Origin of the sequence: Accumulibacter sp., from assembly GCF_023806635.1 — a bacterium.
Classification (GTDB): domain Bacteria; phylum Pseudomonadota; class Gammaproteobacteria; order Burkholderiales; family Rhodocyclaceae; genus Accumulibacter.
In genome coordinates this window covers 77,511-102,449 of record NZ_JAMTDQ010000043.1, presented here as the reverse complement: position 1 = coordinate 102,449, position 24,939 = coordinate 77,511, and the positions used below count along the sequence as shown (strand labels likewise).

19 protein-coding genes are annotated in these 24,939 nt (G+C 67.5%); 10 read left to right on the top strand and 9 right to left on the bottom strand.

Annotated elements, in window-relative coordinates; all coding sequences use genetic code 11:
- Nucleotides 1-173: 173 nt before the first annotated feature.
- The 3 genes from NFW30_RS08305 to NFW30_RS08295 are packed head-to-tail and all read right to left on the bottom strand — an operon-like array spanning nt 174 to nt 6,027.
- The gene (locus NFW30_RS08305) at nt 174-1,631 is read right to left on the bottom strand and encodes an efflux transporter outer membrane subunit (protein WP_295355129.1); all 1,458 of its coding nucleotides are present in this window, start codon (nt 1,629-1,631) and stop codon (nt 174-176) included.
- A complete protein-coding gene (locus NFW30_RS08300) occupies nt 1,624-4,812 on the bottom strand; it encodes a multidrug efflux RND transporter permease subunit (RefSeq protein ID WP_295355127.1) in 3,189 nt (1,062 codons plus the stop codon). Before NFW30_RS08300 ends, NFW30_RS08305 begins: the two co-directional genes overlap by 8 nt.
- Before the next feature lie 6 nt (nt 4,813-4,818).
- Entirely contained in the window at nt 4,819-6,027 is a 1,209-nt protein-coding gene (locus NFW30_RS08295) for an efflux RND transporter periplasmic adaptor subunit (RefSeq protein ID WP_295355125.1), read from the bottom strand.
- Nucleotides 6,028-6,255: 228 nt separating this feature from the next.
- Between NFW30_RS08295 and rpoE the strand changes: the two genes are divergently transcribed.
- The 6 genes from rpoE (at nt 6,256) to NFW30_RS08265 (ending at nt 11,770) form a co-directional block, all read left to right on the top strand.
- On the top strand, nt 6,256-6,855 hold the full coding sequence (rpoE, locus tag NFW30_RS08290; RefSeq protein WP_295355123.1) for an RNA polymerase sigma factor RpoE: 600 nt from the start codon (nt 6,256-6,258) through the stop codon (nt 6,853-6,855).
- An 81-nt stretch (nt 6,856-6,936) separates the two neighbouring features.
- Nucleotides 6,937-7,353, top strand: coding sequence for a SoxR reducing system RseC family protein (locus NFW30_RS08285; RefSeq protein ID WP_295355121.1), 417 nt, complete (start codon nt 6,937-6,939; stop codon nt 7,351-7,353).
- Nucleotides 7,354-7,436: 83 nt separating this feature from the next.
- On the top strand, nt 7,437-8,882 hold the full coding sequence (locus NFW30_RS08280) for a DegQ family serine endoprotease (RefSeq protein WP_295355119.1): 1,446 nt from the start codon (nt 7,437-7,439) through the stop codon (nt 8,880-8,882).
- An 8-nt stretch (nt 8,883-8,890) separates the two neighbouring features.
- Entirely contained in the window at nt 8,891-9,178 is a 288-nt protein-coding gene (locus NFW30_RS08275) for a glutaredoxin family protein (RefSeq protein WP_295355117.1), read from the top strand.
- Nucleotides 9,175-10,587 (top strand): bifunctional enoyl-CoA hydratase/phosphate acetyltransferase, encoded by a 1,413-nt coding sequence (locus tag NFW30_RS08270; RefSeq protein ID WP_295355115.1) that lies wholly within the window; start codon nt 9,175-9,177, stop codon nt 10,585-10,587. Before NFW30_RS08275 ends, NFW30_RS08270 begins: the two co-directional genes overlap by 4 nt.
- Nucleotide 10,588: 1 nt before the next feature.
- The gene (locus NFW30_RS08265) at nt 10,589-11,770 is read left to right on the top strand and encodes an acetate/propionate family kinase (RefSeq protein ID WP_295355114.1); all 1,182 of its coding nucleotides are present in this window, start codon (nt 10,589-10,591) and stop codon (nt 11,768-11,770) included.
- Nucleotides 11,771-11,951: 181 nt separating this feature from the next.
- On the opposite strand, the gene NFW30_RS08260 is transcribed toward NFW30_RS08265, so the two are convergent.
- Both NFW30_RS08260 and NFW30_RS08255 read right to left on the bottom strand, forming a co-directional pair.
- Nucleotides 11,952-13,010: a Calx-beta domain-containing protein gene (locus tag NFW30_RS08260; protein WP_295355111.1), complete on the bottom strand. Its 1,059-nt coding sequence runs from the start codon at nt 13,008-13,010 to the stop codon at nt 11,952-11,954.
- 506 nt (nt 13,011-13,516) lie between these two features.
- The gene (locus tag NFW30_RS08255; RefSeq protein ID WP_295355103.1) at nt 13,517-16,825 is read right to left on the bottom strand and encodes a BTAD domain-containing putative transcriptional regulator; all 3,309 of its coding nucleotides are present in this window, start codon (nt 16,823-16,825) and stop codon (nt 13,517-13,519) included.
- Nucleotides 16,826-17,314: 489 nt separating this feature from the next.
- On the opposite strand from NFW30_RS08255, the gene NFW30_RS08250 reads away from it, so the two are divergent.
- From NFW30_RS08250 to NFW30_RS08240, 3 genes are all read left to right on the top strand, one after another.
- A complete protein-coding gene (locus NFW30_RS08250) occupies nt 17,315-18,037 on the top strand; it encodes a dienelactone hydrolase family protein (protein WP_295355101.1) in 723 nt (240 codons plus the stop codon).
- Between the two features lie 150 nt (nt 18,038-18,187).
- On the top strand, nt 18,188-18,346 hold the full coding sequence (locus NFW30_RS08245; RefSeq protein ID WP_295355097.1) for a hypothetical protein: 159 nt from the start codon (nt 18,188-18,190) through the stop codon (nt 18,344-18,346).
- 179 nt (nt 18,347-18,525) lie between these two features.
- Entirely contained in the window at nt 18,526-19,353 is an 828-nt protein-coding gene (locus NFW30_RS08240; protein ID WP_295355091.1) for a PEP-CTERM sorting domain-containing protein, read from the top strand.
- 83 nt (nt 19,354-19,436) lie between these two features.
- Here NFW30_RS08240 and NFW30_RS08235 read toward each other — a convergent pair whose 3' ends face one another.
- From NFW30_RS08235 to NFW30_RS08220, 4 genes are read right to left on the bottom strand one after another with little or no spacing between them, the layout of a single operon-like run.
- Nucleotides 19,437-20,675, bottom strand: a complete 1,239-nt coding sequence (locus NFW30_RS08235) for an MFS transporter (protein WP_295355085.1) — start codon at nt 20,673-20,675, stop codon at nt 19,437-19,439.
- Between the two features lie 45 nt (nt 20,676-20,720).
- Nucleotides 20,721-21,176, bottom strand: a complete 456-nt coding sequence (locus tag NFW30_RS08230) for a copper chaperone PCu(A)C (RefSeq protein ID WP_295355078.1) — start codon at nt 21,174-21,176, stop codon at nt 20,721-20,723.
- Nucleotides 21,177-21,232: 56 nt separating this feature from the next.
- Nucleotides 21,233-21,868, bottom strand: a complete 636-nt coding sequence (locus NFW30_RS08225) for an SCO family protein (protein WP_295355072.1) — start codon at nt 21,866-21,868, stop codon at nt 21,233-21,235.
- A gap of 16 nt (nt 21,869-21,884) precedes the next feature.
- Nucleotides 21,885-22,349, bottom strand: coding sequence for a hypothetical protein (locus tag NFW30_RS08220; protein WP_295355070.1), 465 nt, complete (start codon nt 22,347-22,349; stop codon nt 21,885-21,887).
- Between the two features lie 281 nt (nt 22,350-22,630).
- On the opposite strand from NFW30_RS08220, the gene nosZ reads away from it, so the two are divergent.
- Complete coding sequence (nosZ, locus tag NFW30_RS08215; RefSeq protein WP_295355172.1) at nt 22,631-24,898, top strand: Sec-dependent nitrous-oxide reductase; 2,268 nt, start codon at nt 22,631-22,633, stop codon at nt 24,896-24,898.
- The last annotated feature ends 41 nt before the right edge of the window (nt 24,899-24,939 follow it).

Here is a 24,939-nt window from a genome sequence, read left to right as displayed (position 1 = left end):
CGGGCGACTTGCCCGACCTTCGCCTTCCCTGCCTTCTTGCCCTTCTTGCCCTTCTTGCCCATGCTTCTCTCCTCTGATGTGATATCGGGACGCTGCGCTACCGGGCAGCGCCGATGCCGGGACCGGCCGTCGCAAGGGCTACGACTACGCTGCCTGCCGCCGCAGGTGTCGCATCAGTGCGCGCCCGCCTGAACGTTTACGGTTGCCTGGCCCGCTGCGTCGTCCACCTTGCTGGCGAGCTGCTCTGCCTGATCGATCCAGCCTCCGCCCATGGCCAAATACAGACTGATCATCGCCTGGAACTCCGTTCCCTGCGTCTGCGTGTATTGTAGTTGAACGTTGAACAGGCTGCGCTCGGCGTCGAGGACCTCGATGAAGCTGGTGTAGCCATTGTCGTAGCGCAGGCGGGCGGTGGCGGCGTACTGCTGCAACGCCTCGACCTGACGCCGCTGCGCCTGCAGCTGCGCGCGCGTCCGGTTCTGGTTGATCAGCGCATCGTTGACCTCGCGGAAAGCCTCCTGAATCGCCTTCTGGTAGCTGAACAGCGCCTGCTGCTGGGTCGCCTCGGCGGCCTGCAACTGTCCCGCCAGCGCGCCGGCGGTGAAGATCGGCATGCTGATCGGCAGGCCGTAGTTCCAGACCTTGTTCTCGCCCTGGAACAGGTTGCTCAGGCTGGTGCTCGAGTAACCGAAGAGGCCCGTGAGCGAGATCGTCGGGAAGTAGGCCGCCTTGGCGGCGCCGATCAGGGCGTTGGCGGCGATCAGCTCCTGCTCGGCGCGGCGCAGGTCGGGCCGCCGCTCGAGGAGTTCCGACGGCAGGCCGGCGGGGATCGCCGGCAGCGTCAGCTCGTCGATGCTCTTGCCCCGGGCGACGGGCCCGGGGTTGCGTCCGAGCAGCACGCTGAGGCCGTTTTCCTGCTGGGCGATCGCTTTCTCGATGGGCGGGATCGTCGCCAGGGCCTCCTCGTACTGCGAGCGGTTCTGGCTCAGTTCGAGCAGGGAGATCAGGCCACCTTCGAAGCGCAGCTTGAAGAGCTCGTACGACTCGCCGCGCGTCTTTGCCGTCGCCTGCGCAATTTCCAGCTGCCGGTCGAGATCGCGCAGGTTGATGTAGGCGCCGGCGACGCTGCCGACGAGCGACAGGATGACACCTCGCCGGCCTTCCTCGCTGGCCAGCAGGCGCGCACGCGCCGCTTCGCTCTGGCGCCGGATGCGGCCCCAGATGTCGATCTCCCAACTCGCGTTGAGCAGGACATTGTAGGTGCTGAACGTCTTGTCCTGCCCGGCGCCGAGGACCACTGCGCCGACGTCGCGCTGGCGGCGGGCGTCGGCGCTGGCGTCGACCTGCGGGAAGAGACCGGAGCGAACGAAGCCGTACTTGCCGGCGAATTCCTCGACGCGGGCGCTGGCGATCATCAGATCCTTGTTCTCGCGCAGCGCCGTCGTCACCAGATCGTTGAGCACCGGGTCGGCGAACTGCTCCCACCAGGCGGTGTTGGCGAGATCGCGCGCGTCCCGCTCGTCCAGCCGCCAGGCCGCCGGTGCGTCGAGCGGGGGGCGGACGTAGTCGGGGCCGACCATGCAGCCGCCGGCGAGCAGAGTGATCAATGCTGCAGCGATGCGATTACGCATGGCCATCCCCTCCCTTGCCGGCAGCCGGGTTGTCTTCCGTGCCGGTGCTTTCAGCCGGCAGCGGATCGGTCTTGCCGCGGTGGCTGAGCCGCTCGATGACATAGAAGCTCACCGGGATCATGAAGATCGCGATGCCGGTGGCGGCCAGCATGCCGCCGATGACGGCGCCGCCCATCACCTGCCGCGAGATGGCGCCGGCACCGCTGGCCAGCGCCAGCGGCACGCAGCCGAGGATGAAGGCGAACGAGGTCATCAGGATCGGCCGCAGGCGCAGCTGCGCACCCTTCAGGGTCGCGTCCGCCAGCGACAGCTCGCCCTTCTCGTACTCCATCTTGGCGAATTCGACGATCAGGATCGCGTTCTTCGCCGCCAGGCCGATCAGCATCACGAGGCCGATCTGCGCGTAGACGTTGAGTTCCTGCCCGCGCAGCAGCAGCGCCGCGAAGGCTCCGGCGACGGCGATCGGCGTGCCGAGCAGCACCGAGAACGGCAGGGACCAGCTCTCGTACTGGGCGGCGAGGATCAGGAAGACGCAGAGCAGCGAGAAGGCGAAGATGGCGACCGGCGAGACGCCCTGCGCGGCTTTCTGTTCCTGGAACGACATGCCGGAGTAGTCGAAGCCCATCTCGCTCGGCATGGTCTCGTGGAAGACTTCTTCCAGCGCGCGCATCACCTGCGCCGAACTGAAGCCGGGCGCTGCCGAGGCGTTGATCTGCGCGCTGCGGTAGAGGTTGAAGCGCATCGTGAACTCGGGACCGGCAATGTTGCGCACCGAGGTCAGCGCCGACAGCGGCACCGGCTGGCCGTCCTTGTTGCGCACATAGAACTGGCCGACATTCTGGATGTCGGTGCGGAAGTCGCCCTCGGCCTGGATATAGACCTGCCATTGGCGGCCGAAGCGGTTGAAATAGTTGATGAAGCCGCTGCCGAGGAAGGACTGCAGCGTCTGGTAGACCTCCTTGATGTTGACCCCCTGCTTGAGCACCTTGTCGCGGTCGACGTCGATGAACAACTGCGGCACGACCGGGCGGAAGGTGGTCGACAGGCCGGCGAGTTCAGGACGCTTGCGCGCCGCTTCGAGGAACTTGCCTGTCTGCTCGGCGAGGAAGGCGATGTCCTTGCCGGCGCGGTCCTGCAGGATGAAGGTGGCGCCGCCCGAGACACCGACCCCCTGGATGGCCGGCGGCGGAAAGGCGAAACCGATGGCGCCGCTGATCCCGGCCAGTCGCCTGGAGATTTCGGCCTTGATCGCCCCGTACTGCTCTTCCGGCTTCCTGCGCTGCGACCATTCTTCGAAGGTGATGAAGAAGAACGCGCTGTAGGTGTTCTGGACCTGGCTCAACAGGTTGTAGCCGACCACGGTGGTCGTGTACTTGACCCCGGGGACGTCCTTGATCAGGTCTTCGGCCTGGCGGGCGATCTCCGAGGTGCGCTGCAGCGAACCCGCATCGGGAAGCTGCACGCCGGCGAAGACATAGCCCTGGTCCTCGTCGGGCAGGAAGCCGGTCGGCAGCGTCTTGCCGAACAGACCGGCCAGGGCGGCGAGGCCGGCGATGAACATGAGGCTGATGAGGCTCTTGCGGATCGCCAGCCGGCAGATGCCGACATAGCCGTGGGTGACGCGCCCGAACACCTCGTTGAACCAGTCGTAGAACTTCTGCAGCGGTCCGCTCCCCTTGACCTTGGGACGCAGCAGCAGGGCGCACAGGGCCGGGCTCAGGGTCAGCGCGTTGAAGGCCGAGATGACGACCGAAATCGCGATGGTCACCGCGAACTGCTGGTAGAGCTGGCCGGTGATGCCGGGGATGAAGGCGGTCGGCACGAAGACCGCGGCGAGGATGACGGCGATGGCGATGACCGGTCCGGTCACCTCGCTCATCGCCTTCAGCGTCGCGTCCTTCGGCGACAGGCCCTGCTCGATGTGGTGTTCGACCGCCTCGACGACGACGATGGCATCGTCGACGACGAGGCCGATCGCCAGGACCAGCCCAAACAGCGACAGGGTGTTGATCGAGAAGCCGAACAGCGGGAAGAGCATGAAGGTGCCGACGAGCGACACCGGCACGGCGAGCAGTGGAATCAGCGTCGCGCGCCAGCCCTGCAGGAAGACGAAGACGACGATGATCACCAGCACCAGCGCCTCGAAAAGCGTGTGCTCGATCTCCTTGATGCCTTCGGTGACGGCCAGCGTCGTGTCGAGGGCGATGACGTAGTCGAGGTCGGGCGGGAAGCTCTGCTTGATCTTCTCCATCAGCGCCTTGGCGCCGTTCGCGGCATCGAGGGCGTTGGCACCGGGGATCTGGTAGAGGGCGACCAGTGCCGCCGGCTTGCCGTTCAGCCGCCCTTCCATGTTGTAGGTCTGCGCACCGAGTTCGATCCGGGCGACATCCGAAACGCGGACGATCGAGCCGTCCGGGTTGGCACGCAGCACCACCTTGCCGAAATCCTCTTCGGTCACCAGCCGCCCCTGGGCGCGGACCGCGTAGGTGAATTCCTGTCCCGGTGGTGCCGGCTGCGCACCGACCTGGCCCGCCGGGTTGACGGTGTTCTGGGTCTGGATGGCGTTGATGATCTCGGGAATCGTGATGTTCAGCTTGGCCAGCACGTCGGGACGCACCCACAGGCGCATCGCGTACTGGCCGGCGCCGAAGACGGTGACGCTGGCGATCCCCTTGATCCGCGTCATCTGGTCGTTGATGTTGATGTACGAGTAGTTGGCGAGGAAGATGTTGTCGTAGGTGCCGTTCGGCGAGTAGAGGGCGAACATGATCAGCGGCGACGAGGTCGATTTCTGCACCGTGACGCCGTAGTTGCGCACGTCCGAGGGCAGTTGCGACTCCGCCTGTCCCTGGCGCATCTGGGCGAGCAGCTGGTCGGTGTTGGCGTCGGTGCCGAGCGCGAAGTTGACGTACAGCGTCGATTGGCCGTTGTTGGCGTTGATCGAGTACATGTAGTCCATGTTGTCGACGCCCGACATCTGCTGCTCGATCGGCGTGGCGACCGCCTGTTCGAGGGTCAGCGCATCGGCGCCGGTGTAGGTCGCGTTGACCTGGATCTGCGGCGGCACGATGTTCGGGAACTGCGCGATCGGCAGGCTCGACATGGCGACCAGGCCGACGATGGTCATCAGGATCGAGATGACCATCGCGACGATCGGGCGGTTGATGAAGAACCGGGACATGGCGGCTTATTCCTTGGCAGCGGCTGCGGCGGGCCCGGCTGCGGCCTTGCCGGGGGCGCCTGTCGCCGGTGGCGCGGCCGCAACGAAGGGTCTGGTCTCGACCGTCATCCCCGGCCTGACCTTCTGCGTGCCCTCGGCGACCACCGTTTCGCCGGGCTTCAGGCCCTCGGCGATCAGCCAGTCGCTGCCGATGCGGTCGCCGACGACGACCGGGCGGATGTCGACCTTGTTGTCGGCGCCGACGACGGCGAGCAGGAACTTGCCCTGCATCTCGGTCACCGCCCGTTGCGGCACCAGCAGCGCGCCCTTGACGACCTTCATCGTCGCCCGGATGCGACCGAACTGGCCCGGGCGCAGCAGGTTGTTGGCATTGGCGAAGAGGGAGGCGACCTTGAAGGTGCCGGTGGTGACATCGACCTGGCGGTTGAGCACAGAGACCTTGCCCTGGTGCGGATAGGTCGAGCCGTCGACCAGAATCAGTTCGAGCGGCACGTCTTCCGGCGACTTGCCCGCTGCGCTGGCGGCGGTTGCCACCTTGAGGTATTCCTGTTCGCTGATGTTGAAATAGACCTTGATCGGGTCGACCGACGAAACCGTCGTCAGCTCGGCGCCGCCCGGGCTCAGCAGGTCGCCGATCTGCGCCCTGGCGATGCCGGCGATACCGGTGATCGGCGAGGTGATCCGGGTGAAGCCGAGGTTGAGCTTCGCCGTCTTCAGGTTGGCGTCGGCGGCCTCCAGTTCCGCCTTGGCCGACTGGAAGGACCCGGTCGCGTCGTCTAGATCCTTCTGGCTGACCGCGTTCTTCTCCGCCAGTGGCCTGACGCGGGCGAGGTTCGCCGAGGCAGTCTCGAAACGGGCAACCTTCTGGGCGCGAACCCCCTTGGCCTCATCGACCGCCGCCTCGAAGGTGCGCGGGTCGATTTCGAACAGCGGCTGACCCTTCTTCACGAGGTCGCCTTCGCGGTAGTTCTGCTTGATCAGGTAGCCGGTCACCTGCGGCCGGATCACCGCGTTGATGTTGCCGTCCATCGTCCCCACCCATTCCATGTAGATCGGCACGTCCCTCTGGACCACCTGCACGACCTCGACGACCGGCGTCACGGGCGTTGCAGACTTCTTCTCGCTGCAGCCGGTGGTGGCGACGAGCAGCAGGCCGACGAAGATGGCGGCCACGCCCAGCGGGCGGTGGGGGAGGGGCAAGGGAGGGAGGTTCATGGTGGCTCCGGCGGATGCTGGTTTGAGGCGCTGCGGCGAGGAGAGGAATTATGGGCCATTGCCAGGGGCATGACCAGCGCTGCGATCGCTGCGCAATGCACCTGCCGGAGCGCAGCGGGCGACGAAACCCGTCATGCGCTGTTACGAACCCGCCCGAGGGCATGCGCTATACTCGCCGCTCATTGGGCATCGATTCGGCACCGAAATGGCACAGGAAGGCCGCAGGGCATGAGCGAACGCGAGACGGACCAGCTGCTGGTGGAACGTGCGCAGGCGGGGGACAAACGCGCTTTCGAGGTGCTGGTCGCCAAGTACCAGCGCAAGGTCGCGCGCCTGCTGTCGCGCTTCGTGCGCGATCCGGCCGAGGTCGAGGATGTGGCACAGGAAGCCTTCATCAAGGCCTTTCGCGCGCTGCCCTCGTTTCGCGGCGACAGCGCCTTCTACACCTGGCTCTACCGCATCTCGATCAACACCGCCAAGAACTACCTCGTGGCCCAGGGTCGCCGCGCGCCGACCTCGACCGAGTTCGATGCCGAGGAGGCCGAGGTCTTCGAGGACGCCAGTCAGCTGCGTGACATCAACACGCCGGAAAGTCTGCTGCTGACGCGGCAGATCGGCGAGACGGTGAATGCTGCGATGGACGCGCTGCCGGAGGAACTGCGCCATGCGATCGTCCTGCGCGAGATCGATGGCCTGAGCTATGAAGAGATCGCCAGTGCCATGAGTTGCCCGATCGGTACCGTCCGGTCGCGCATTTTCCGTGCGCGCGAGGCAGTCGCCGAAAAGCTGCGTCCACTCCTCGACGTATCGGCGGACCGCCGCTGGTAGTGATGAGCAGGCAGTCCTTGCCATTGTCGCGGCGAGCCGACTTTGCCCCGGGGCACGACGGTCGGCCGGCGGGAGCTGGCGATGAATGAAGCCTGGGGTACGGTGGTCGCGCTCGCCGGCGAGCAGGCGACGATCCGCATCGACGAGACGGGCTGCGGCCGCTGCCGGCAGCCGGGCGGCTGCGGCGGCAGTCAGGCCGCGAGGCTCTTCTGCCACACGCCGCGGACCTTCAGCGTGCCGAACCCGGACGGGCGACAGGTTGGCGAGCGGGTGCAGATCGTCCTCGCCGGCGGATCGCTCGGCCGCAGCGCGCTGCATGCCTACGTGCAGCCGCTGCTCGCGCTGCTTGGCGGGGCATTCGCCGGTTCGGCGATCGCCGGCGAAGCGGGTGCGATCGGTGGGGCGATCGCCGGTCTGTCGCTCGGCTGGTTGCTCCTGCGCCGGGCCCAGATGCGCTGGCGGAAGGAGCAGGGTCTGCAACCATCGATCCGGTCTTGATTTTACGGCGAGGATCCCCACTGAAGCCGAAGGGGAGCGCCAGTGCACTCATCCCAGACCTCAACCAGGAGACCGCGGGGGCCATGAGACAACTTCTTCTTGCCTTCTTCTTCGTCCTCTTCTCGCTGCCGGCGCAGTCGCAGAACAGGGGATTGCCCGATTTCACCGAGCTGGTCGAGAAACAGGGGCCGGCCGTGGTGAACATCAGCACCACGCAGACACAACGCAGCGGCGGCAGGGGAGCGCAACCCTTCCCGTTCGACGAAAACGACCCGATGTACGAGTTCTTCCGCCGCTTCATCCCGCGCCAGCCCGGGATGCCGGGTATTCCCGGGATGCCGCGCGAGTTCGAGAGCCGCTCGCTCGGCTCGGGCTTCGTCATCAGCGCCGATGGCTACATCCTGACCAATGCGCACGTCGTCGAGTCGGCCGACGAGATCCTCGTCCGCCTGACCGACAAACGCGAGTTCAAGGCGCGCGTCATCGGCACCGACAAGCGCACCGACGTGGCGTTGATCAAGATCGAGGCGAGCGGTCTGCCGACCGTTCGCCTGGGTGATCCGGGGGTGCTCAAGGTCGGCGAGTGGGTCGTCGCGATCGGCTCACCGTTCGGCTTCGACAACAGCGTCACCGCCGGCATCGTCAGCGCCAAGGGGCGCTCGCTGCCGCAGGAGAACTTCGTTCCCTTCATCCAGACCGATGTCGCGGTGAATCCGGGCAATTCGGGCGGGCCGCTGTTCAACATGAGGGGCGAGGTGGTCGGCATCAACTCACAGATCTACAGTCGATCGGGCGGCTTCATGGGGATTTCCTTCGCCATCCCGATCGACGTCGCGATGGAGGTGCAGGGGCAGTTGCGCGCCAATGGCAAGGTCAGCCGGGGCCGCATCGGCGTCGTCATCCAGGAGGTGACGAAGGAGCTGGCGGAGTCCTTCGGCCTCGCCAAGGCGCAGGGTGCCGTGGTGAACGCGGTCGAGAAGGGCGGCCCGGCGGACAAGGCCGGAGTCGAACCGGGCGACGTGATTCTCCGTTTCGACGGCAAGCCGATCGCCGGTTCGGGCGACTTGCCGCGCATCGTCGGTGGCACCAAACCGGGCAGCAGGGCGACGATCCAGGTCTGGCGCAAGGGCGCGACGCGCGATCTCGTGCTCGTCGTCGCGGAGATTCCGGCCGAGGAGAAGGCCGCCGGCCGCAGCAGCCGCAGCGCCAAGCCAGCCGAGCGGGCCGCCAACCGTCTCGGACTGGTGGTGGCGGAACCGACGCCGGAGCAGAAGCGCGAACTCAAGATCGATGCGGGCCTGCTGGTCGAAGACGTGCGCAACACGGCGGCGCGGGCCGATCTGCGGCCGGGCGACATTCTGCTGGCGCTGATCGCGCGCGGCGAGAGCATCGAACTGAAGAGCGTCGAGCAGTTCAACCGGCTGCTTGCACAGCTCGACAAGTCGGCCAGTGTCACGCTCCTGGTCCGGCGCGGCGAGTTGCAGACCTTCGTCACCATCAAGGCGGCGCCCGAGAAGCGCGGCGAGTGAGGCCGTCGATGAAGCTGACGCTGCTTTCGCGCTCCTGCTGCCATCTCTGTTCCGACATGCAGGCGGCGCTGGCGCCGCTTGTCGACGAGTTCGGCGTCGAGGTCGAAGTGCTCGACGTCGACGACGATGCGGCGCTGCTGGAGGTCTACGATGAGCTGGTGCCCGTCCTTCTGCATGACGGCGTCGAGCTGTGTCACTATTTCCTGGATGTCGGCAGGGTGCGCGATCACCTGCGAGCGATGTCGTTGCCCATCGCCCGGCAGCCATCACCCTCACCCCCAGCGAGTCGATCATGACCCCGGACACCCTCGAGAACCGTTGTTTCGACGAGATCAGCATCGGCGACAGCGCCAGCATCACGCACACCCTGAGCCTCAACGACGTGCAGCTGTTCGCCGCCGTCTCCGGGGACCTCAGTCCGACCCGGCTCGACAGCGAGCTCGACCGGCAGCTCGGGCCGAACGACCTCGCCGCGCACAGCATGTGGCTCGGGGCGCAGGTTTCCGGCCTTCTCGGCAAGCAGCTTCCCGGCCCGGGGACGGTACATGCGGGTCAGGATCTCGAGTTCCTGGCACCGCTGGCGGTCGGTGAGCAGGTGACGATCTCGATCACCGCCACGGCCAGGGATCCGGCCAGCAGGCGGGTCAGCTTCGCCTGCCGCGGGGTCAACGGCCGCGGCGAGACGATCATGACCGGCACCGCGCGCGTCATCGCGCCGCAGGCCAAGGTGCGCATGGAACGTCCGGATGCGGCCAGCATCTCGATCCAGAGCCACGACAACTTCGGGCGCTTCGTCGAGCGCTGCCAGCAACTGCCGCCGGTATCGGTCGCCGTCGCCCATCCGTGTGACGAGTCGTCGCTTGCCGCGGCGCTGCAGGCGAAACGCGAGGGTCTGATCGAGCCGATCCTCGTCGGCCCCGTCGCGCGCCTGCGTGCGGTGGCAGAGCAGGCCGGCCTCGACCTCGCCGGCGTGCGCATCGACGACGTGCCGCACAGCCATGCCGCCGCCTTCCGCGCCGTCGAGCTGATACGCCTCGGTGAGGCGGCCGCATTGATGAAGGGCAGCCTGCACACCGACGAACTGATGGCCGAGGTGGTCAGCAAGACCACCGGGCTGCGCACCGAGCGGCGCATCACGCACGCCTTCCTGATGGACGTGCCGACTTACCACAAGGGGCTGATCGTCACCGATGCGGCGATCAACATCGCCCCCGATCTCGATACCAAGCGTGACATCTGCCAGAACGCGATCGATCTGGCGCACGTGCTCGGCATCGAAAGGCCGAAGGTGGCGATCATCTGCGCCGTCGAGTCGATCAATTCGCGCATGGTGTGCACCACCGATGCCGCCTCGTTGTGCAAGATGGCGGACCGGGGCCAGATCAGCGGTGCGATCCTCGACGGTCCGCTGGCGCTCGACAATGCGATCAGCAAGGAAGCGGCACGCATCAAGAAGATCGACTCGCCGGTCGCCGGCGATCCGGACATCGTCGTCGTACCGGATCTCGCTGCGGGCAACATCCTCGCCAAGCAGCTCACCTTCATGAGCAACGCCGACGGCGCCGGCGTCGTCCTCGGCGCGCGCGTGCCGATCATCCTCACCAGCCGCGCCGACAACCGGCGCACCAAGCTCGCGTCGTGCGCGGTTGCGGTCCTGATGGCCAGCGCGGCGGCTGGCCAGGCGCCAGCCCCGGCAGGAGTCTGAAATGGAAAAACTGATCCTGGTTCTCAACGCGGGCTCGTCGAGCCTCAAGTTCTCGCTGTTTGCGTTGCCGGCAGCGGGCGAGATGCGCGCCGTCGCAGTCGGCCAGGTCGAGGGCCTGGGGACCGCGCCGCGGCTTAAGGTCAAGGATGGCGCCGGCGAGCGGATTGCCGACGAGCAGTGGGACAAGGGCGAGGTGAGCGGTCATGCGCAGGCGCTGCAGCGGATCGCCGGACTGCTGCGCTCGCGTTTCCAGGGCAGCGTGCTGGCCGGTGTCGGCCATCGCGTCGTGCATGGCGGCCCCGACTACGCGGCTCCCCTGCTGGTGACGCCGGAAGCGATGCGCCGCCTCGAGGACTTCATCCCGCTGGCGCCGCTGCATCAGCCGCACAATCTGGCGGCGATCCGTGCCGTGCACGAGGTGCAGCCCGATCTGCCACAGGTCGCCTGTTTCGACACCGCCTTCCACCAGACGCAGGAGCGCGTCGCGCAGTTCTACGGCCTGCCCTACGAGTATTTCGAGCGCGGCGTGCGCCGCTACGGCTTCCACGGCCTGTCGTACGAGTACATCGCCGGCGCCCTGCCGGCGGTCGCGCCGGCGGTCGCCGGCGGGCGGGTGGTCGTCGCCCACCTCGGCAGCGGCGCCAGCATGTGCGCCATGCGCGCCGGTCGCAGCATCGGCAGTTCGATGGGCTTCACCGCCCTCGACGGCCTGCTGATGGGGACGCGGCCGGGCAACATGGATCCCGGCATCGTCCTCTACCTGCTGCAGCAGGAGGGAATGAGCGCGCAGCAGATCGAGGATCTGCTCTACAAGCGCTCGGGTCTGCTCGGCCTGTCGGGCATCGGCAACGACATGCGGGTCTTGCTGGCAAGCGAGGACGCGCGCGCCAGGCTGGCGATAGAGCACTTCGTATACCGGATCGGTCGTGAACTCGGCGCGCTCGCCGCGGTTCTCGGCGGCCTCGACGCGCTGGTGTTCACTGCCGGCATCGGCGAGAACAGCGCACGCATTCGCGAACTCGTCTGCGAGCAGGCTGCGTGGCTGGGAATCGAGATCGATCGCGCAGCCAACGAGGCTGGCGGCCCATGCATCAGCCGCGGCGGCAAGGCTTCGGCGTGGGTGCTGCCGACCAACGAGGAACTGATGATCGCACGGCACACGCGGCAATTGCTGGCGCTCTGAGCAGCGCGCCGGGGACCGGTGCCTGCCGCGATCGACGACGTGACCGCTGCGCGGCTTGCGGGGCGTGGCGGCTGGCGATGCCGCCGGATCGCTGAAATACCTCGCCGTCGGTCGCGGCGCTCGGCGCCCGGTGTTCCCGGAACGAGCCCGCGGCAGGTAGAAATTGGGCGTGGGCGCCTGCCTACAGAACGCTCAGCGAGGACCAGCGGCGCCCCGCGCGCCGCAGCAGCTTCGGCGATGACCGTCGCCGTTGCCTGCTGGCGCGCACTCGTCGCTGTCCCGTCGGCGTCGCAGGGGGACAAGCGCGCGAAGCGCTCCGCCGGCTCGGCTCCTCTGCCGCGTCGCCGGTCAGGCTCAGCCACATCGTGCGCAGCATTTCGTCGGGGCCCGGGGCCAGGAAGCCGGCGTGGTCGAGGAAGTCGCCATCCGTGCCCTCGCCGGAGGTGCCGTACTCCATGCCCCAGCTGCCGCAGTGCCGATCGTCGGCAGGCACGAGCGCGTGGCCGGGGGACTGGCTCGAGCGGACGACGATATCGCCCATTCTTCGCTCAGGCGGAAGCAGCAGCGGGCGAGCTTTCCCGGCGATGATCGCCGTCCCCGCCGGGTCGAGCGTCGTCGCGCCGGTCAGCCGCGACAGGATGAGGTTGAAGGCATCGGCGGATTCGGCTGCCATCGCATCGAGCAGGGTGACCTTGACCGTCTTCGCCGTTTCGCCAGGGGCAAAGTCGAGGTGGCCGCTGGTCGCGACGTAGTGGCGTCCGGCCACCGCGCCGGCGTCCTGCGTCGCGTAGCTCATCGCCACGAGACTCGTCGAGGGCCGGTCGAGCGTCACGACGAAACTCGCCTCCCTCATCGAACTGTCCACCACGCAGTCGTCGACCGTCACCAGCGGCCGTCCCAGCGCCGCCGTGCAGTCGATGATCGTCGCGATCGCCACCGTGTTGCCGATGACCGCATTTGCGCTCGCCGAGGAGATGATCAGCGCCAGTGTCTCCGTCCTTGCGGATACACGTCTGCTCGCCAGCGAGACGCTGATGGTCCGCTCGACGACTCCCGGCTCAAAGACAAGCGTGCCGAACTCATCGTCACGCTCGTCACCGTTCGCCGAAGTCAGTCCGATGAGCGTCCACCTGACCGTCACCGGAGCCCGTGGGTCGGCTTCGGACAGGCGCACCGTGAACACCGCGTGGGCAGCGGACTTGCTGATGACGATGTCGTCGACCGAGATGACGCGAGACATGTGCTCTCCAGGGAAAACGGTGGCATGGTCGATTCCTGGCCTTGGCGAGGCACTCGCGGGCCAGCGCCGCCGCGCCGACAGGGTGGCCGGGCGGTGGCTTGCAACGCTGGAATCTAGCAGACGGAAATGGGCTGCGGCGGACGATCTTCTTCTTACCTGCGACATACATCTCGGCCGCCGGAGCACCCGGCAGGCGGTGTCGAGAGCATCGATCCTCGACCATCCGCGAACGACCGGAAGCTGCATCGGCCATGCCTCCGCCTGACTCCCGTGCACGAACGAAACCACCGCCCCGTGCGCGGAAAACCGACGTGACGCCGTTGCACCGGGTGAGTGTCCTTGTCGCCCCCTCCGTCGCAGCCCGGGGCGGGCGTGGCAGGACTACCGCCTCGCGGAGCGAGGGCCGAAACGGTGTCGGCAAGCGGCCCTAGCCGGACCGGTGGCAGCCGCCGGCCGGCTGCGGGCCGACGGGCTGCAGTCGCCCTGAGGATCGACCGGGTTGTGTGTCAGTCGCGCGCTTCGGTGCTGGCCGACGCTTTCAGGAGCGCGCGACGAAGCGCTTCGGTCGTCGCCGACGGGCGGCTGCCGAGGCGATCGGCGAGCACCTCGCGGCAGCGCTGGTAGACGCGCAGTCCTTCCGCGAGTTCGTCCTGCTGCTGCAGGCAGCTCATCCAGTCGCGGTAGAGCCGCTCGCGGCAGGGGTCGATCGCCGTCGCCCGGGCGTACAGCTTCGCCGCCTCGTCGTGCAGACCGGTGCGACAGAGGGCGGCGGCGAGATCGGCGAGCGCCGTGACCATCTGCTGGCGCAGGTCGTCGCGCAGGCGGGTGAAGCACGGCAGCGGCGCTTCGCGGGCGAGGAAGTCGCCCTGGTAGTGGCGCAGCAGCTCGCGCGCGCTTGCCAGCAGCTCCGCCGGCGCCGGCTCGGGCGCATCGAGCAGCGCGCGCACCGTGCCCAGCGCACGCTGGCAACACCAGAGGTCGACCCGGCAGCGGTCGGGATTGAGCCGCAGCAGCCCGTCCTCGACCAGCACCACATCATCCGCCTCGCCGTCGCCGCCGCCGAGGATGCGCCGCAGGCGTGAGAGGGCGCTGTCGAAGGCGCCGCGCTCGCGCTTGCCGATCGCCGCCGGCTCAACCGCGACCGCCGGTGGACGCCGGCGTCGTGCCGCCGCTGCCGGGCGCTCGCCGCCGACCGTTCCGTCCGCGGCCCAGGTCTCGCCGATCGCGTCGCCGATCCGGATCTCTCGCCCGCCGAGTGCGACCAGGACACGCAGCAGTTCGAGGGGCTTCTTCTGTGTCAGGCCAGCGGCCGTGCCGACCGGCTGTCCGTTGACGACCAGGCTGAAGCGGCCGAGCGTGTGGATGCGCACCGGCCAAGGCCACTGCGGCAGGTCGATGCGCGGCGGCTTGAGACGCCGGATGGCGATCAGGCGGCGTGCGAAGTCCGGGACGATGTCGTGTTCGAGGGCGAAGGCGCAGAGACGGGCCATCTCGGCGGGGAAGAAATGCTGGTGGTTGCGGTAATCCTGCCGCGCGCCGACGCTGAAGGCGCGCTGCAGCGCCGCGGCGCAGCGCGCCTCGTCACCGGCATCCAGGGCGAAGCTCGCTTCGCACAGGTCGGCCTGATAGGCGAGGACCTCGCCCTGCATCATCTCGCCAAAGCGGCGGGCACTCGCGAGCGCCCGCCAGGCCTCGCCGGCACGGCCGCAGGCGTGCAGCGCCTGCGCCAGTGCCAGGCCGTCGAGCGCGCGCTGGTGCGGTCCACCGCAGTGGCTGGAGATCGCCTCAGCCGCCTCGACGGCGGCAAGTGCGCGGGCACCATCACCAGCGACGAGCCGCTGTAGCGCCGTCAGATAGTGGAAATGAGCGAGATCGATCCGGCGCCTCGGTTCGATCATCCGCTCGAAGCGTTGCAGCGCCAGTCCTGCGCGATCGGCGACGCCGTCGTTGACCCAGCCATAGACCTCGAGTGCGGCGAGCAGGAAGTCCCACATGCGCAAGCCGTGCTCGCGTGCCCGGCGAACCCCTCTCGTGGCCGTGCTGACCGTCTGCGCACAGCGGCCATGGCGCCAGTGATCCATCGCCTGCAGCGCGTCCCAGAGGACGGCGAAGACCGGTGGCAGGTCGGTTTCGTCGGGTGGGCGCAGCGCGTTCATCAGCCGCTCGACTTCGGCGTGGCGGCCGACGCAGACGGTGTAGTAGATGTGCAGGTTGCAGCCGAGAAGCAGGCGCTGGCCAGGGTCGGTGCAGCGTTCGACGAGGCCGAGCAGGCGCGCCGCGACGGCGTGGATGGCGGGGTCCTGTGGTCGGCGGAACATCAGCGCGCTGAACATGCTCGCCGTGAAGCGCTCGTGCAGCGCAGCCGGGGGATCGCCGAAAGACGCGCGCAGCGACGTGACCTCATCCAGCCAGTAGTCGAGCTGACTGAAGTCGGCCCATTCGAGGCAGATCAGGTCGACGCTCGCCGACCAGGCGAGGTAGGCGCCGTCGCCGTCACCGCGCTCGCGGAACAGCCGGCAGGCCCGCGCGAAGCGCTCCTGCGCCAGTGGCGGAGCGAAGTGCAGTTCGGCTTCGCCGTGCCAGTAGCTCAACCACGGGTCCGGGTCGCGCAGCCCGGCGGGCAGGGCCTGCAGCCAGTCGGCGAGGGTGCGGTGCGCGCCCTTGCGCAGCAGCGATCCGGCCGTGTTGCCGATCAGCTCGCGCAGTTCGTCCCAGTGGCGGCCGTCGATCAGCAGCTGGGCGGCCGACTCGAGGTCGCCAGACCCGACCAGGAGGGCGGCGGCACGACGGCGCAGGCGCGCCTGCTCGTCGCCGGCGAGTTGCGCCAGAGCGCGGCGGCGCAGGAACTCGCGCAGCAGCGGGTGGAATTCGTACTGCGCCTGTTCGGTGTCGCCGTGCAGGGTGGTGAGGACGCTGTCGTGATGCATCGTTGCGAGGACCTCGACCGCCTGCGCGCTGCCGCACAGCTCTTCGGCCATGCCGGCGCTCATGCGCGGGAAGTGGGCGAGCTCGAGCAGGATGTGCTGCACGGCGAGCGATTGCTGCTCGAAGATCTCGCCCGCGAGGTAGCTGAAGAGCGCTTCCTGATCGGCGGTGGTGCCGTCATCCAGTCGGCTGGCCTGCGCCTGCGGCAACTGCAGCAGCAACTTGAGTCCCGCCGGCCAGCCGCGACTGAGCTGGTGCAGCCGGTTCATCTGGCTCAGAGAACGGGTCCCCGTCAGCGGTCGCGCGAGTCGCTGCACGGCGAGCGATTCGTCTTCGCTGAATGGGAGTTCGCCCGGGTCGAAGACGACCAGCTCGCCGCTGGCGAGCAGGCGCGCGAAGTCCCGCGGCGGCCGTACCCGGCTGGCGATCAGCAGGCGGATGCTGGCCGGGGCTTCGTGGATGGCAGCGACGAGCAGCGCACGGAAGGTCGAGGCCGAGAGCGCTTCCTGCGCATTGTCGAAGACGAGTGTGGTCGGGGCCGACCAGCCGCCGTAGAGGTCGGCGAAGTAGTGCCGGAAGAAGGCCCGCAGATCGGCGCTGGCGAGTGCGTCGAGCGGCAGCATGCTGCCGGCGGCGGCCGCAGTCGTGCCGGCGGTTGCCTGGCGAAGGAAATGGCAGACGCCGGCGGCATCGGTGTCGCCGCGATCGACCTGGTACCAGACCGCGGCGCGGTGCCGGCTGTCGAGGTAGCTGCCGATGAGGGTGGTCTTGCCCGCGCCGGCGCAACCGGCGATCCACACGGCCGTTGCCTGCAGCCCGTCGTCGATGAGCCGGAACAGGCGATCACGTACATGCACCCGCGGCAGCCGCGGCCGACAGAACTTTCCCAAGCGTCGTTGCCTCCTCCAGTTGGCGCCGGTTGCTGGCGCCGTGACGCGTCGCGGCGCTTGCGACGCCGGCGCGTCTGCTGCCGCTGCGCGGCGGCAAGGCTACCGTGTTCTTCCTCCGGGGACAAGCGGCTCCCAGGGCGGTGAGGGCAGCAGCCAGGGCGGCCGGTGGCAACGAGAACGGCTGAATCCGACGCGTGGAAGGCTACAATCGCAGCGCTGCCCGGCAGGCACGGCCGTCGTCCCTGGTCCCACAGCGATCCAGTCCGGGAGCTGGCGCCACAAGGGCCAGAGCACTTCGTTGTCCGGATGACGGGACGGGAGGCTGATCCTGCGCGGTGCCGGATCGGCATGCTTCGTGGCAGGGCCCGGCATTGCAGGCGGCTGCAGCCGCTGGAGTCGCCAACGCGGGGCTGCAGACGACGGGCCGGCTGGCGCGCGGTCCGTCACGTGGGCACGGGCGGCGGGAACAGGCCGAAAGAGGGGAGCGGGATGCAGAGCTGGATTCGACAGGCTGGCAAGACGACACGGTGGGCCGTCCTGACTTGGGGGCTGACGCTCTGTGGACTGTGGCCGCTCGCGGTCATGGCGCAGGGTCGACCGGCGCAGGAGGTATTCCTGCCGAAGTCCGGACAGGGACCCGTCGTCGTCGTGGTCTCCGGGCAGTCCGGGCCGCCGAACTACCGCGCCTACGCGAGGCAAGTGGCTGAGCTTGGCTATCGCGCCGTGCTGATCGACGGCCGGGACATCCTCACGCGACAACAGGACGGGGCACAGAACCTGCGCGCAGTGATCACGACGGCGCTGGATTCGACGAACGGTGCGAGCAGCAAGGTGATGCTGATCGGCTTCTCGCAGGGCGGCGGCGGGGTGCTCGCGCACGGACTGGCAATGTCCGAACTGGTCAAGGCAGCTGTGCTTCACTACCCGGCAACGAGTTGGGCGAAGAATCTCGGCGGTGTCGTGGGCCGGATCCACATCCCGGTTCTCGTACTCGCAGCGGAGCTCGACCGCTACCAGAACTGCTGTCTCATCGAGCACATGCGGGAGATCGAGTCGCTGGCCAAGGCGCGACAGATTCCCCTGCAACTGGTGGTGTATCCGAACGCGGACCACGGCTTCAATCTCGACGGACGGAACCATCGCGTCGAGGATGCAGCAGACGCATGGCGTCGGATGGTTGACATGCTTTCTCGTCATCATCCGGTGCGGTAGGAGCGGCGTGCAGGGCGTTCCGGTTGTCCGGTCGGGCCAGCGCTGCCGGCTTCGCTGCCACGGGCGAACGGCGACGCGATCGGTGCCGCCGGGCAGACCGACGCTGCGAAGACGGCACCGCACCCGTACCTGATCGATCCGGCCGGCAGGGTGGTCTGCGAGGGCGCCATCGACGACCGGCACTCGGCCCACCCGGCGGACGTTCCCGCTGCGCGCAACCACATCCGCATGGCGGTGAGCGAGGTGCTCGCCGGCAAAGCGGTGTTGCTCGCTGCGAGGACGCCCTGCGGCTGTTCGATCAAGTACTGAGCGTCTGCGGCAGGCACTCGCCGCGGCCGGAATCATCAGCCGAGAGGCCGCGGGCCGATTCGTATCCGGCAGGCGCCGCTCGCCCGTGCCTCATGTCGAGGAATCTTACACCTCGCTTCGCCGAGAACAAGCAAAGCCATGAATCGCAACGGCAAATCTTTTTGGCATGGAATGTGCTTGTGGACCGTTACAACAACAACCGTTCGGAGTTTTTCATGAAATTGAATCGCACTTTGCTTGCCGCCATGCTGGTTTTCAGCGCGTCGGCCTCCCAGGCCAGCGTCCTGTTGTACTCGCAGAACTTCGAGAACCCGGACCTGCCCGCCTTCAATGTCAATACCGGCCTTGGCGGCAAGGATGCCAGCTATTCCAGCGTCAACGACATTTACCCCAATCAACCGGCAGGTTTCACTTTCGCGCAACAGTGGACGGTGGAGACCCTGCGTGTCGGCGGCAACCTGGCGTGGGGCGGCGCGGGCTTTCAGGATCCGCAGGGCAGGGCAGGCAGCTACGTCGTCGGCATGCTGTCGAGCGCCAATGATGATCGTCTCGGCCTGTCCTTCAACATCGGTGCCTACAAGTTCTTCAATTTCCAGCTCGATGTCTCGTCGATAGACCTGGACTTCTGGGGTGGGCCGTTCGTGCCAACAGGTGGACTGGCTCCTTCCTTCCGCCTGTCGCTGTATGACAATCCGATCGGCGTTGCCAATGTGGGCACGGCGACCCTGCTGGATTCAGTCGACATCACGGGTGCGCTGTCCTCGGCGCCGAACGTGTTCAACTGGACGAACCACATTGTCGGTCTCGATACCACCGGCAATACCAACGGCAACGTCACCCTGGTCATCGACGAACTGGTTGGCGGCTATGCCGCGCTCGACAACTTCAGGATCGTGGCCTCCGACACGCAAGGCGATGTCGGGCAAGTTCCGGAACCGGCTGCACTCGCTCTGCTCGGCATGGGAATGGCCGCTCTCGGGCTTTCGCGCCGCCGCCGCAAAGCCTGATCCGCGCCGCGGTCCTGAGAAGACGGCGACCTTGGTCGCCGTCGTCGTTTCGGAGCCTGCTGTCCAGGGGCGGTCGATCACCTTCACTCGACACCCGCAGCGGCAGGCCCCTGCGGGCGATGGAGCAGCAACCCGGCCGCCGCGATGGCGGCGAACGCTGCTCCGGCGCTGAAGGTCGCCGCCGCGCCGAAGGTGCTCCACAGCCATCCGGCGACAACGCTCGCCAGCAGGAGTGCGCCGCCCGTCACCAGGTTGAAGATGCCGAACGCCGTTGCGCGCAGCGCTTCGGGTGCGGCATCGGCGACGAGCTTGGCGAGCAGCCCCTGCGTCAGCGCCAGGTGCAGTCCCCAGAGCGCCGCGCCGGCGAAGGCGATGACGGGCGAATCGGCGATCGCCAGAACGACGTCGGCGACGACCAGCACGCCGAGTCCAGGCAGCAGCAACGAGCGCGCCGCAAGCCGGTCGGCGATGGCGCCGGCGGGGTAGGCGAGCGCGGCGTAGACGGCGTTCAGCACGATCAGGATTGCCGGCACGTGGGCAGCGGCGAGACCGACATCCTGCGCTCGGAGGATCAGGAAGGCTTCGCTGAAGCGCGCCAGGGTGAAGACGGCGCCCAGGGCGACGACCAGCCAGAAGTGCCGCGGCAGCCTCCTGCCGAGCCGCAGGCGGAGGCGTTCGCGCGGGGCGCTGGCGACCGGGGGTGGTCGTGGCTCGCGCAGCGCGAGCGTCAGCAGCAGCGCGACGAACGCCGGTGCGACCGCCACCCACAGCACGAGACGGATGTCGCTCGCCAGCCAGAGCATGAAGGCGATCGCGAGCAGCGGACCGAGAAAGGCGCCGGCGGAGTCGAGGGCCTGGCGCAGGCCGTAGGCGGCGCCCCGTTGCCCGGGGGGCACGAGATCGGCGACGAGCGCGTCGCGCGGCGCGCCCCGGATTCCCTTGCCGACGCGATCGACGAAGCGCGCGGCGACGACCAGGTCGATCGTCGAGGCGAGCGGAAACGCCGGCTTGCTGCAGGCACCGAGGCCGTAGCCGAGCACGACGAGCATCTTGCGCCGGCGAAAACGATCACTGATCGCGCCCGAGAAGACCTTGGCGATGGCCGCCGTCGCTTCGGCGATGCCTTCGACGATGCCGATCGCCAGCATCGACGCGCCGAGGACGCCGGCCATGAACATCGGCAGCAGGCAATGCACCAGCTCGGACGAGATGTCCATGAACATCGAGACCATTCCGAGCAGCCAGATGCTCTTCGGCAACGAACGATGGCTGCCGCTGGCGGCCATCGCCTGTCCGGATTCGCGGGCACCCGGTGCGGGCATGCGTCTGCTCCCTCTGGTCTGCCACGCTTGCCGGCAGCGCGGCGCTCAGTGCCTGCCATGCGCCGCCGGCGCTCGCCTCACCGGCACGGCGAGCTGCTGGCTGCTGCCGTCGTCGAAGCGCAGCGTCAGCGGCACCCTTTCCCCATCCTGCAGCGGTTGCCGCAGGCCGATCAGCATGACGTGCTGGCCGCCGGAGTGCAGTTCGGCGTGGCCGCCGGCTGGAATCTCTATCGCCGTGACCCGCCGCATGCGCATGACGCCGTGGTCGTCGACGTGGGTGTGCAGTTCGACCGACCGCGCCACCGGGCTTTCGGCCTGCAGCAGGCGGCGGTCGCTGCCGCTGCGGTTGCTGATGCTCATGAAGGCGGCCGTGGTCGGCGACCCCGGCGGCATCAGGCGGACGTAGGGGTCGCTGACGACCAGGCCGCTGTCGGCGGCAGTCGCGCCGGTGGGCAGCGCGAGCAGCGCGGCGAGGGCAAGGGTCGCAAGCGGCGAGGGCATTGGCGCGATCTCCTGTCGGTCCGGCGGGCGGTCTGGCCGGTGGTGGCGCGGCGGCTTCAACGGGTGTCGCCTGCCACCAGTTGCTGGCGGACGAAGGCGACGATCTGCGCCGGCGTCGCGGCGTGCGGCAGGCTGCCGGCGAGCCTCCCCTGCGGGTCGACGACGTAGGTCGCCGACGAGTGGTCGACGGCGTAGTTGCCCTCGGCGTTCGCCGGCTGCTTCTGGTAGCTCGATCCGTAGGCGGTGGCGACGGCGGCGATCTGCTCGCGCGAGCCGCTGAGGCCGATCAGCGCCGGGTGGAAGAAGGGCGCGTATTCCTTGAGCCGCGCCGGCGTGTCGCGCTCCGGGTCCACCGAGATGAAGATCGGCTGCACGCGCTCGCGCTCGACCGGATCGAGGTCGGCGATCGCCTGCGCCAGCAGCGACAGCGAGGTCGGACAGACGTCCGGGCACCACGTGTAGCCGAAGTAGATCAGCACCACCTTGCCACGGTAGTCGGCGAGCGCCACCGGGCCGTGCGGGCCCTGCAGGACGAAATCGCCGCCGCGCGGCGCCGTTCCCGGCGGCAGCTGGCCGTGCGCGACGATCCTCTCTATCGGGCGCTGCGGCAGCGGCTCCCAGAACACGGCGAGGTAGAGCAGCGCGGCGGCGAGCAGCGCGATGAGCGCGATCAGGAATCCGCTGGTCCGCATGCCCGCTGCGACTCCTTCAGTTGCCGCTGACGAAGCGGAAGGGAACGGCGATCAGCGCCTTGCCGTCATCGACGAGAACCGTCGCCTCCCATTCCATGCTGCCGGTGATGCACACCGGCAGGCTGGCCTGGCCGCTGAAGCGCTTGCCGTCGCCCTGCGCTTCGAGCAGCGGACGGTTGTAGCCCATCTTCATTTCGGTGCCGGCGAGGTCGACCTCGACCCGGCGCACGGCGCTGCCGCGGAAGCTCGCCTGCAGTTGCAGCGGCCGCAGCGCCGGGATCGGCCGCGGTTCGATCGAGAACTCCATCTGGCCGCCGTCGGGCAGGGTCGCGATGCACGCCTGCTGGTTCAGGTTGCAGCTCGACACCGGCAGCAGGACGTCGGTCTTCGGCTGCAGGAGTGGCGCCAGCTTGTAGGCGACGACGCCAAAAACGGCGAGCGCGAGCAGGATGGCGGTGTCGAGCAGCAGGTTCCTGGTCATCGGCTGTGGGTGCGGAGCGGCGGTATCGCGAGCGGTTGGTGGATTATCGCTCGTCGGCTTCCTTGTGGGTACCGGAAACGCGATCGCTGCACCATGTTGCCATGCAGCATGATCCGCAAAATTTAATCCAGCTCAAATTAACCGGCTGCGCATGTGACCACAATGTGCGACATATTGCCGCAGCGGCGGCCGGACGCATGGCGGTCGGGGCAGGCAAGGGTGGCACCCATTTGATCAAAGGGAGAGTAACCATGAAAATGCGTACGGGACGGGCCGTGCCGATGCTGCTCGCGGCAGGGCTCGGCTGTGCGGCGGTCGGCAGCCTGCAGGCGGCCGAATCGCTGCAGGATGTGATGAAGCGTCGCAGCCTTTCACAGCAGGACATCCTGGCTGCGGCGAAGACCTACGTGCCGACCGGCAAGCGCGACGAATTCGTCGCCTTCTCGTCGGGCGGCCAGTCCGGTCAGGTGATCGTCTACGGCATCCCGTCGATGCGCATCCTCAAGTACATCGGGGTGTTCACTCCCGAACCGTGGCAGGGCTACGGTTTCGACGAAAGCTCGAAGGCGGTCCTGGCGCAGGGCCGCATCGACGGCAAGGACATCACCTGGGGTGACACGCACCACCCGGCGATCTCGGAGACGCAGGGCAAGTACGACGGCCAGTTCCTGTTCATCAACGACAAGGCAAACCCGCGGCTGGCGGTGATCGACCTGCGCGACTTCGAGACCAAGCAGATCGTCAGCAACCCAATCTTCAAGTCCGAGCACGGTGGCGCCTTCGTCACGCCGAACACCGAGTACGTCATCGAGGCGGCGCAGTACGCGACACCGCTGGAGAACAAGAAGTTCTACCCGCTCGAGGAGTTCAACGAGAAGTACCGCGGCGGCGTCACCTACTGGAAGTTCGACCGCAAGGAAGGCCGCATCAATCCGAAGCAGTCGTTCTCGATCGAACTGCCACCGTATAGCCAGGACCTCTCCGACGCCGGCAAGGGGCCGTCGGACGGCTGGTCGTTCACCAACTCGTTCTGCAGCGAGCGCTACGTCGGTGGCATCGAGAAGGGTAGGCCGCCATATGAAGCCGGCTGCTCGGCCAAGGATACCGACTACCTGCACGTGATCAACTGGAAGAAGGCGGCCGATCTGGTTGCCGCCGGCAAGGCGAAGAAGATCAACGGCCACGACGTGCTGATGATGGACACCGCGGTGAAGGAGGGCGTGCTCTTCCTGGTGCCCGAACCGAAGTCGCCGCACGGTGTCGATGTCACTCCCGACGGCAAGTTCATCACCGTTTCCGGCAAGCTCGACACGCACGTCTCGGTCTACTCCTTCGACAAGATCCAGGCGGCGATCAAGGCCGGCAAGTTCGAATCGACGGATCCCTACGGCATCCCGGTGATCGGCATGAAGGATGCGCTGCACACGCAGGTGCAGCTCGGCCTCGGCCCGCTGCACACGCAGTACGACTCGAAGCCCTGTGTCGCCTACACCTCGCTCTACGTCGACTCGCAGGTCGTCAAGTGGAACTTCTGCGAGGGCAAGGTGCTCGACAAGATCAGCGTGCACTACAACATCGGCCACCTGGTGACGATGGAGGGCGACTCGGTCGATCCCAAGGGACGTTACCTGGTGGCGCTGAACAAGCTGGCGATCGACCGCTTCGTTCCGGTTGGCCCGCTGCATCCGCAGAACCACCAGCTGATCGACATCAGCGAAGACAAGATGCAGCTCCTCTACGACATGCCGCTGCCGCTTGGCGAGCCGCACTACGTCGTCGCCATCGAAGCCAGCAAGCTGAAGCCCGGCGTTCGCTACAAGGTCGGTACCGACAGCCGCACCGACAAGCCGCACCCGGGTGCCGTCCGCGCCGGCGAGGAGAAGATCGTCAAGAAGGGCAACAAGGTCGAAGTCTTCGGCACCCTGATCCGCTCGCACATCACGCCGGAAACGATCGAGGTCGACGTCGGCGACGAAGTGATCATCAACCTCACCAACCTCGAACGGGCGCAGGACGAGACGCACGGGTTCACGGTATCGACCTACAACGTGCATGCCTCGGTCGAGCCGGGCAAGACCGTGCAGGTGAAGTTCAAGGCCGACAAGGAAGGCGTCTATCCGTACTACTGCACCGAGTTCTGCTCGGCGCTGCACCTCGAGATGCAGGGTTACCTGCTGGTCAAGCCGAAGGGCTGGAAGCCGACGAAGACCTCGACCGGCGCTGGCGCCAACTACACCGAGGCGGACTACAAGACGCAGCTGAAGAAGGTTGCCGACACGCAGGCGGTGATCGACTCGGTGGTCGGCTACATCACCAGCGTCAACTACAAGGACTTCCCGGACGTCGTCGCGATGATGGATGATGCGGTCGACCAGCTTGGCAAGATCAAGGACGCCAAGGCGAAAGCCGATGAGGCGGCGGCGAAGAAGGACTGGAACAACGCCGCGCTGTGGACCGAGCAAATCTGGCAGTACCAGGTCAAGGCCGCCGACCTCGGGCTGCGGGCGAAGACCTATCTCGAGCAGAACGGCGCCAAGAAGATCAAGTAGTCCGCGTCATTGATCTGACTCAAGGCAACTCGACGGGGAGC

Coding starts and splice junctions, on each gene's coding strand:
- NFW30_RS08305 (WP_295355129.1), bottom strand. CDS start 1,631: ATGCGTAATCGCATCGCTGCAGCATTGATCACTCTGCTCGCCGGCGGC.
- NFW30_RS08300 (WP_295355127.1), bottom strand. CDS start 4,812: ATGTCCCGGTTCTTCATCAACCGCCCGATCGTCGCGATGGTCATCTCG.
- NFW30_RS08295 (WP_295355125.1), bottom strand. CDS start 6,027: ATGAACCTCCCTCCCTTGCCCCTCCCCCACCGCCCGCTGGGCGTGGCC.
- rpoE (WP_295355123.1), top strand. CDS start 6,256: ATGAGCGAACGCGAGACGGACCAGCTGCTGGTGGAACGTGCGCAGGCG.
- NFW30_RS08285 (WP_295355121.1), top strand. CDS start 6,937: ATGAATGAAGCCTGGGGTACGGTGGTCGCGCTCGCCGGCGAGCAGGCG.
- NFW30_RS08280 (WP_295355119.1), top strand. CDS start 7,437: ATGAGACAACTTCTTCTTGCCTTCTTCTTCGTCCTCTTCTCGCTGCCG.
- NFW30_RS08275 (WP_295355117.1), top strand. CDS start 8,891: ATGAAGCTGACGCTGCTTTCGCGCTCCTGCTGCCATCTCTGTTCCGAC.
- NFW30_RS08270 (WP_295355115.1), top strand. CDS start 9,175: ATGACCCCGGACACCCTCGAGAACCGTTGTTTCGACGAGATCAGCATC.
- NFW30_RS08265 (WP_295355114.1), top strand. CDS start 10,589: ATGGAAAAACTGATCCTGGTTCTCAACGCGGGCTCGTCGAGCCTCAAG.
- NFW30_RS08260 (WP_295355111.1), bottom strand. CDS start 13,010: ATGTCTCGCGTCATCTCGGTCGACGACATCGTCATCAGCAAGTCCGCT.
- NFW30_RS08250 (WP_295355101.1), top strand. CDS start 17,315: ATGCAGAGCTGGATTCGACAGGCTGGCAAGACGACACGGTGGGCCGTC.
- NFW30_RS08235 (WP_295355085.1), bottom strand. CDS start 20,675: ATGCCCGCACCGGGTGCCCGCGAATCCGGACAGGCGATGGCCGCCAGC.
- NFW30_RS08230 (WP_295355078.1), bottom strand. CDS start 21,176: ATGCCCTCGCCGCTTGCGACCCTTGCCCTCGCCGCGCTGCTCGCGCTG.
- NFW30_RS08225 (WP_295355072.1), bottom strand. CDS start 21,868: ATGCGGACCAGCGGATTCCTGATCGCGCTCATCGCGCTGCTCGCCGCC.
- NFW30_RS08220 (WP_295355070.1), bottom strand. CDS start 22,349: ATGACCAGGAACCTGCTGCTCGACACCGCCATCCTGCTCGCGCTCGCC.
- nosZ (WP_295355172.1), top strand. CDS start 22,631: ATGCTGCTCGCGGCAGGGCTCGGCTGTGCGGCGGTCGGCAGCCTGCAG.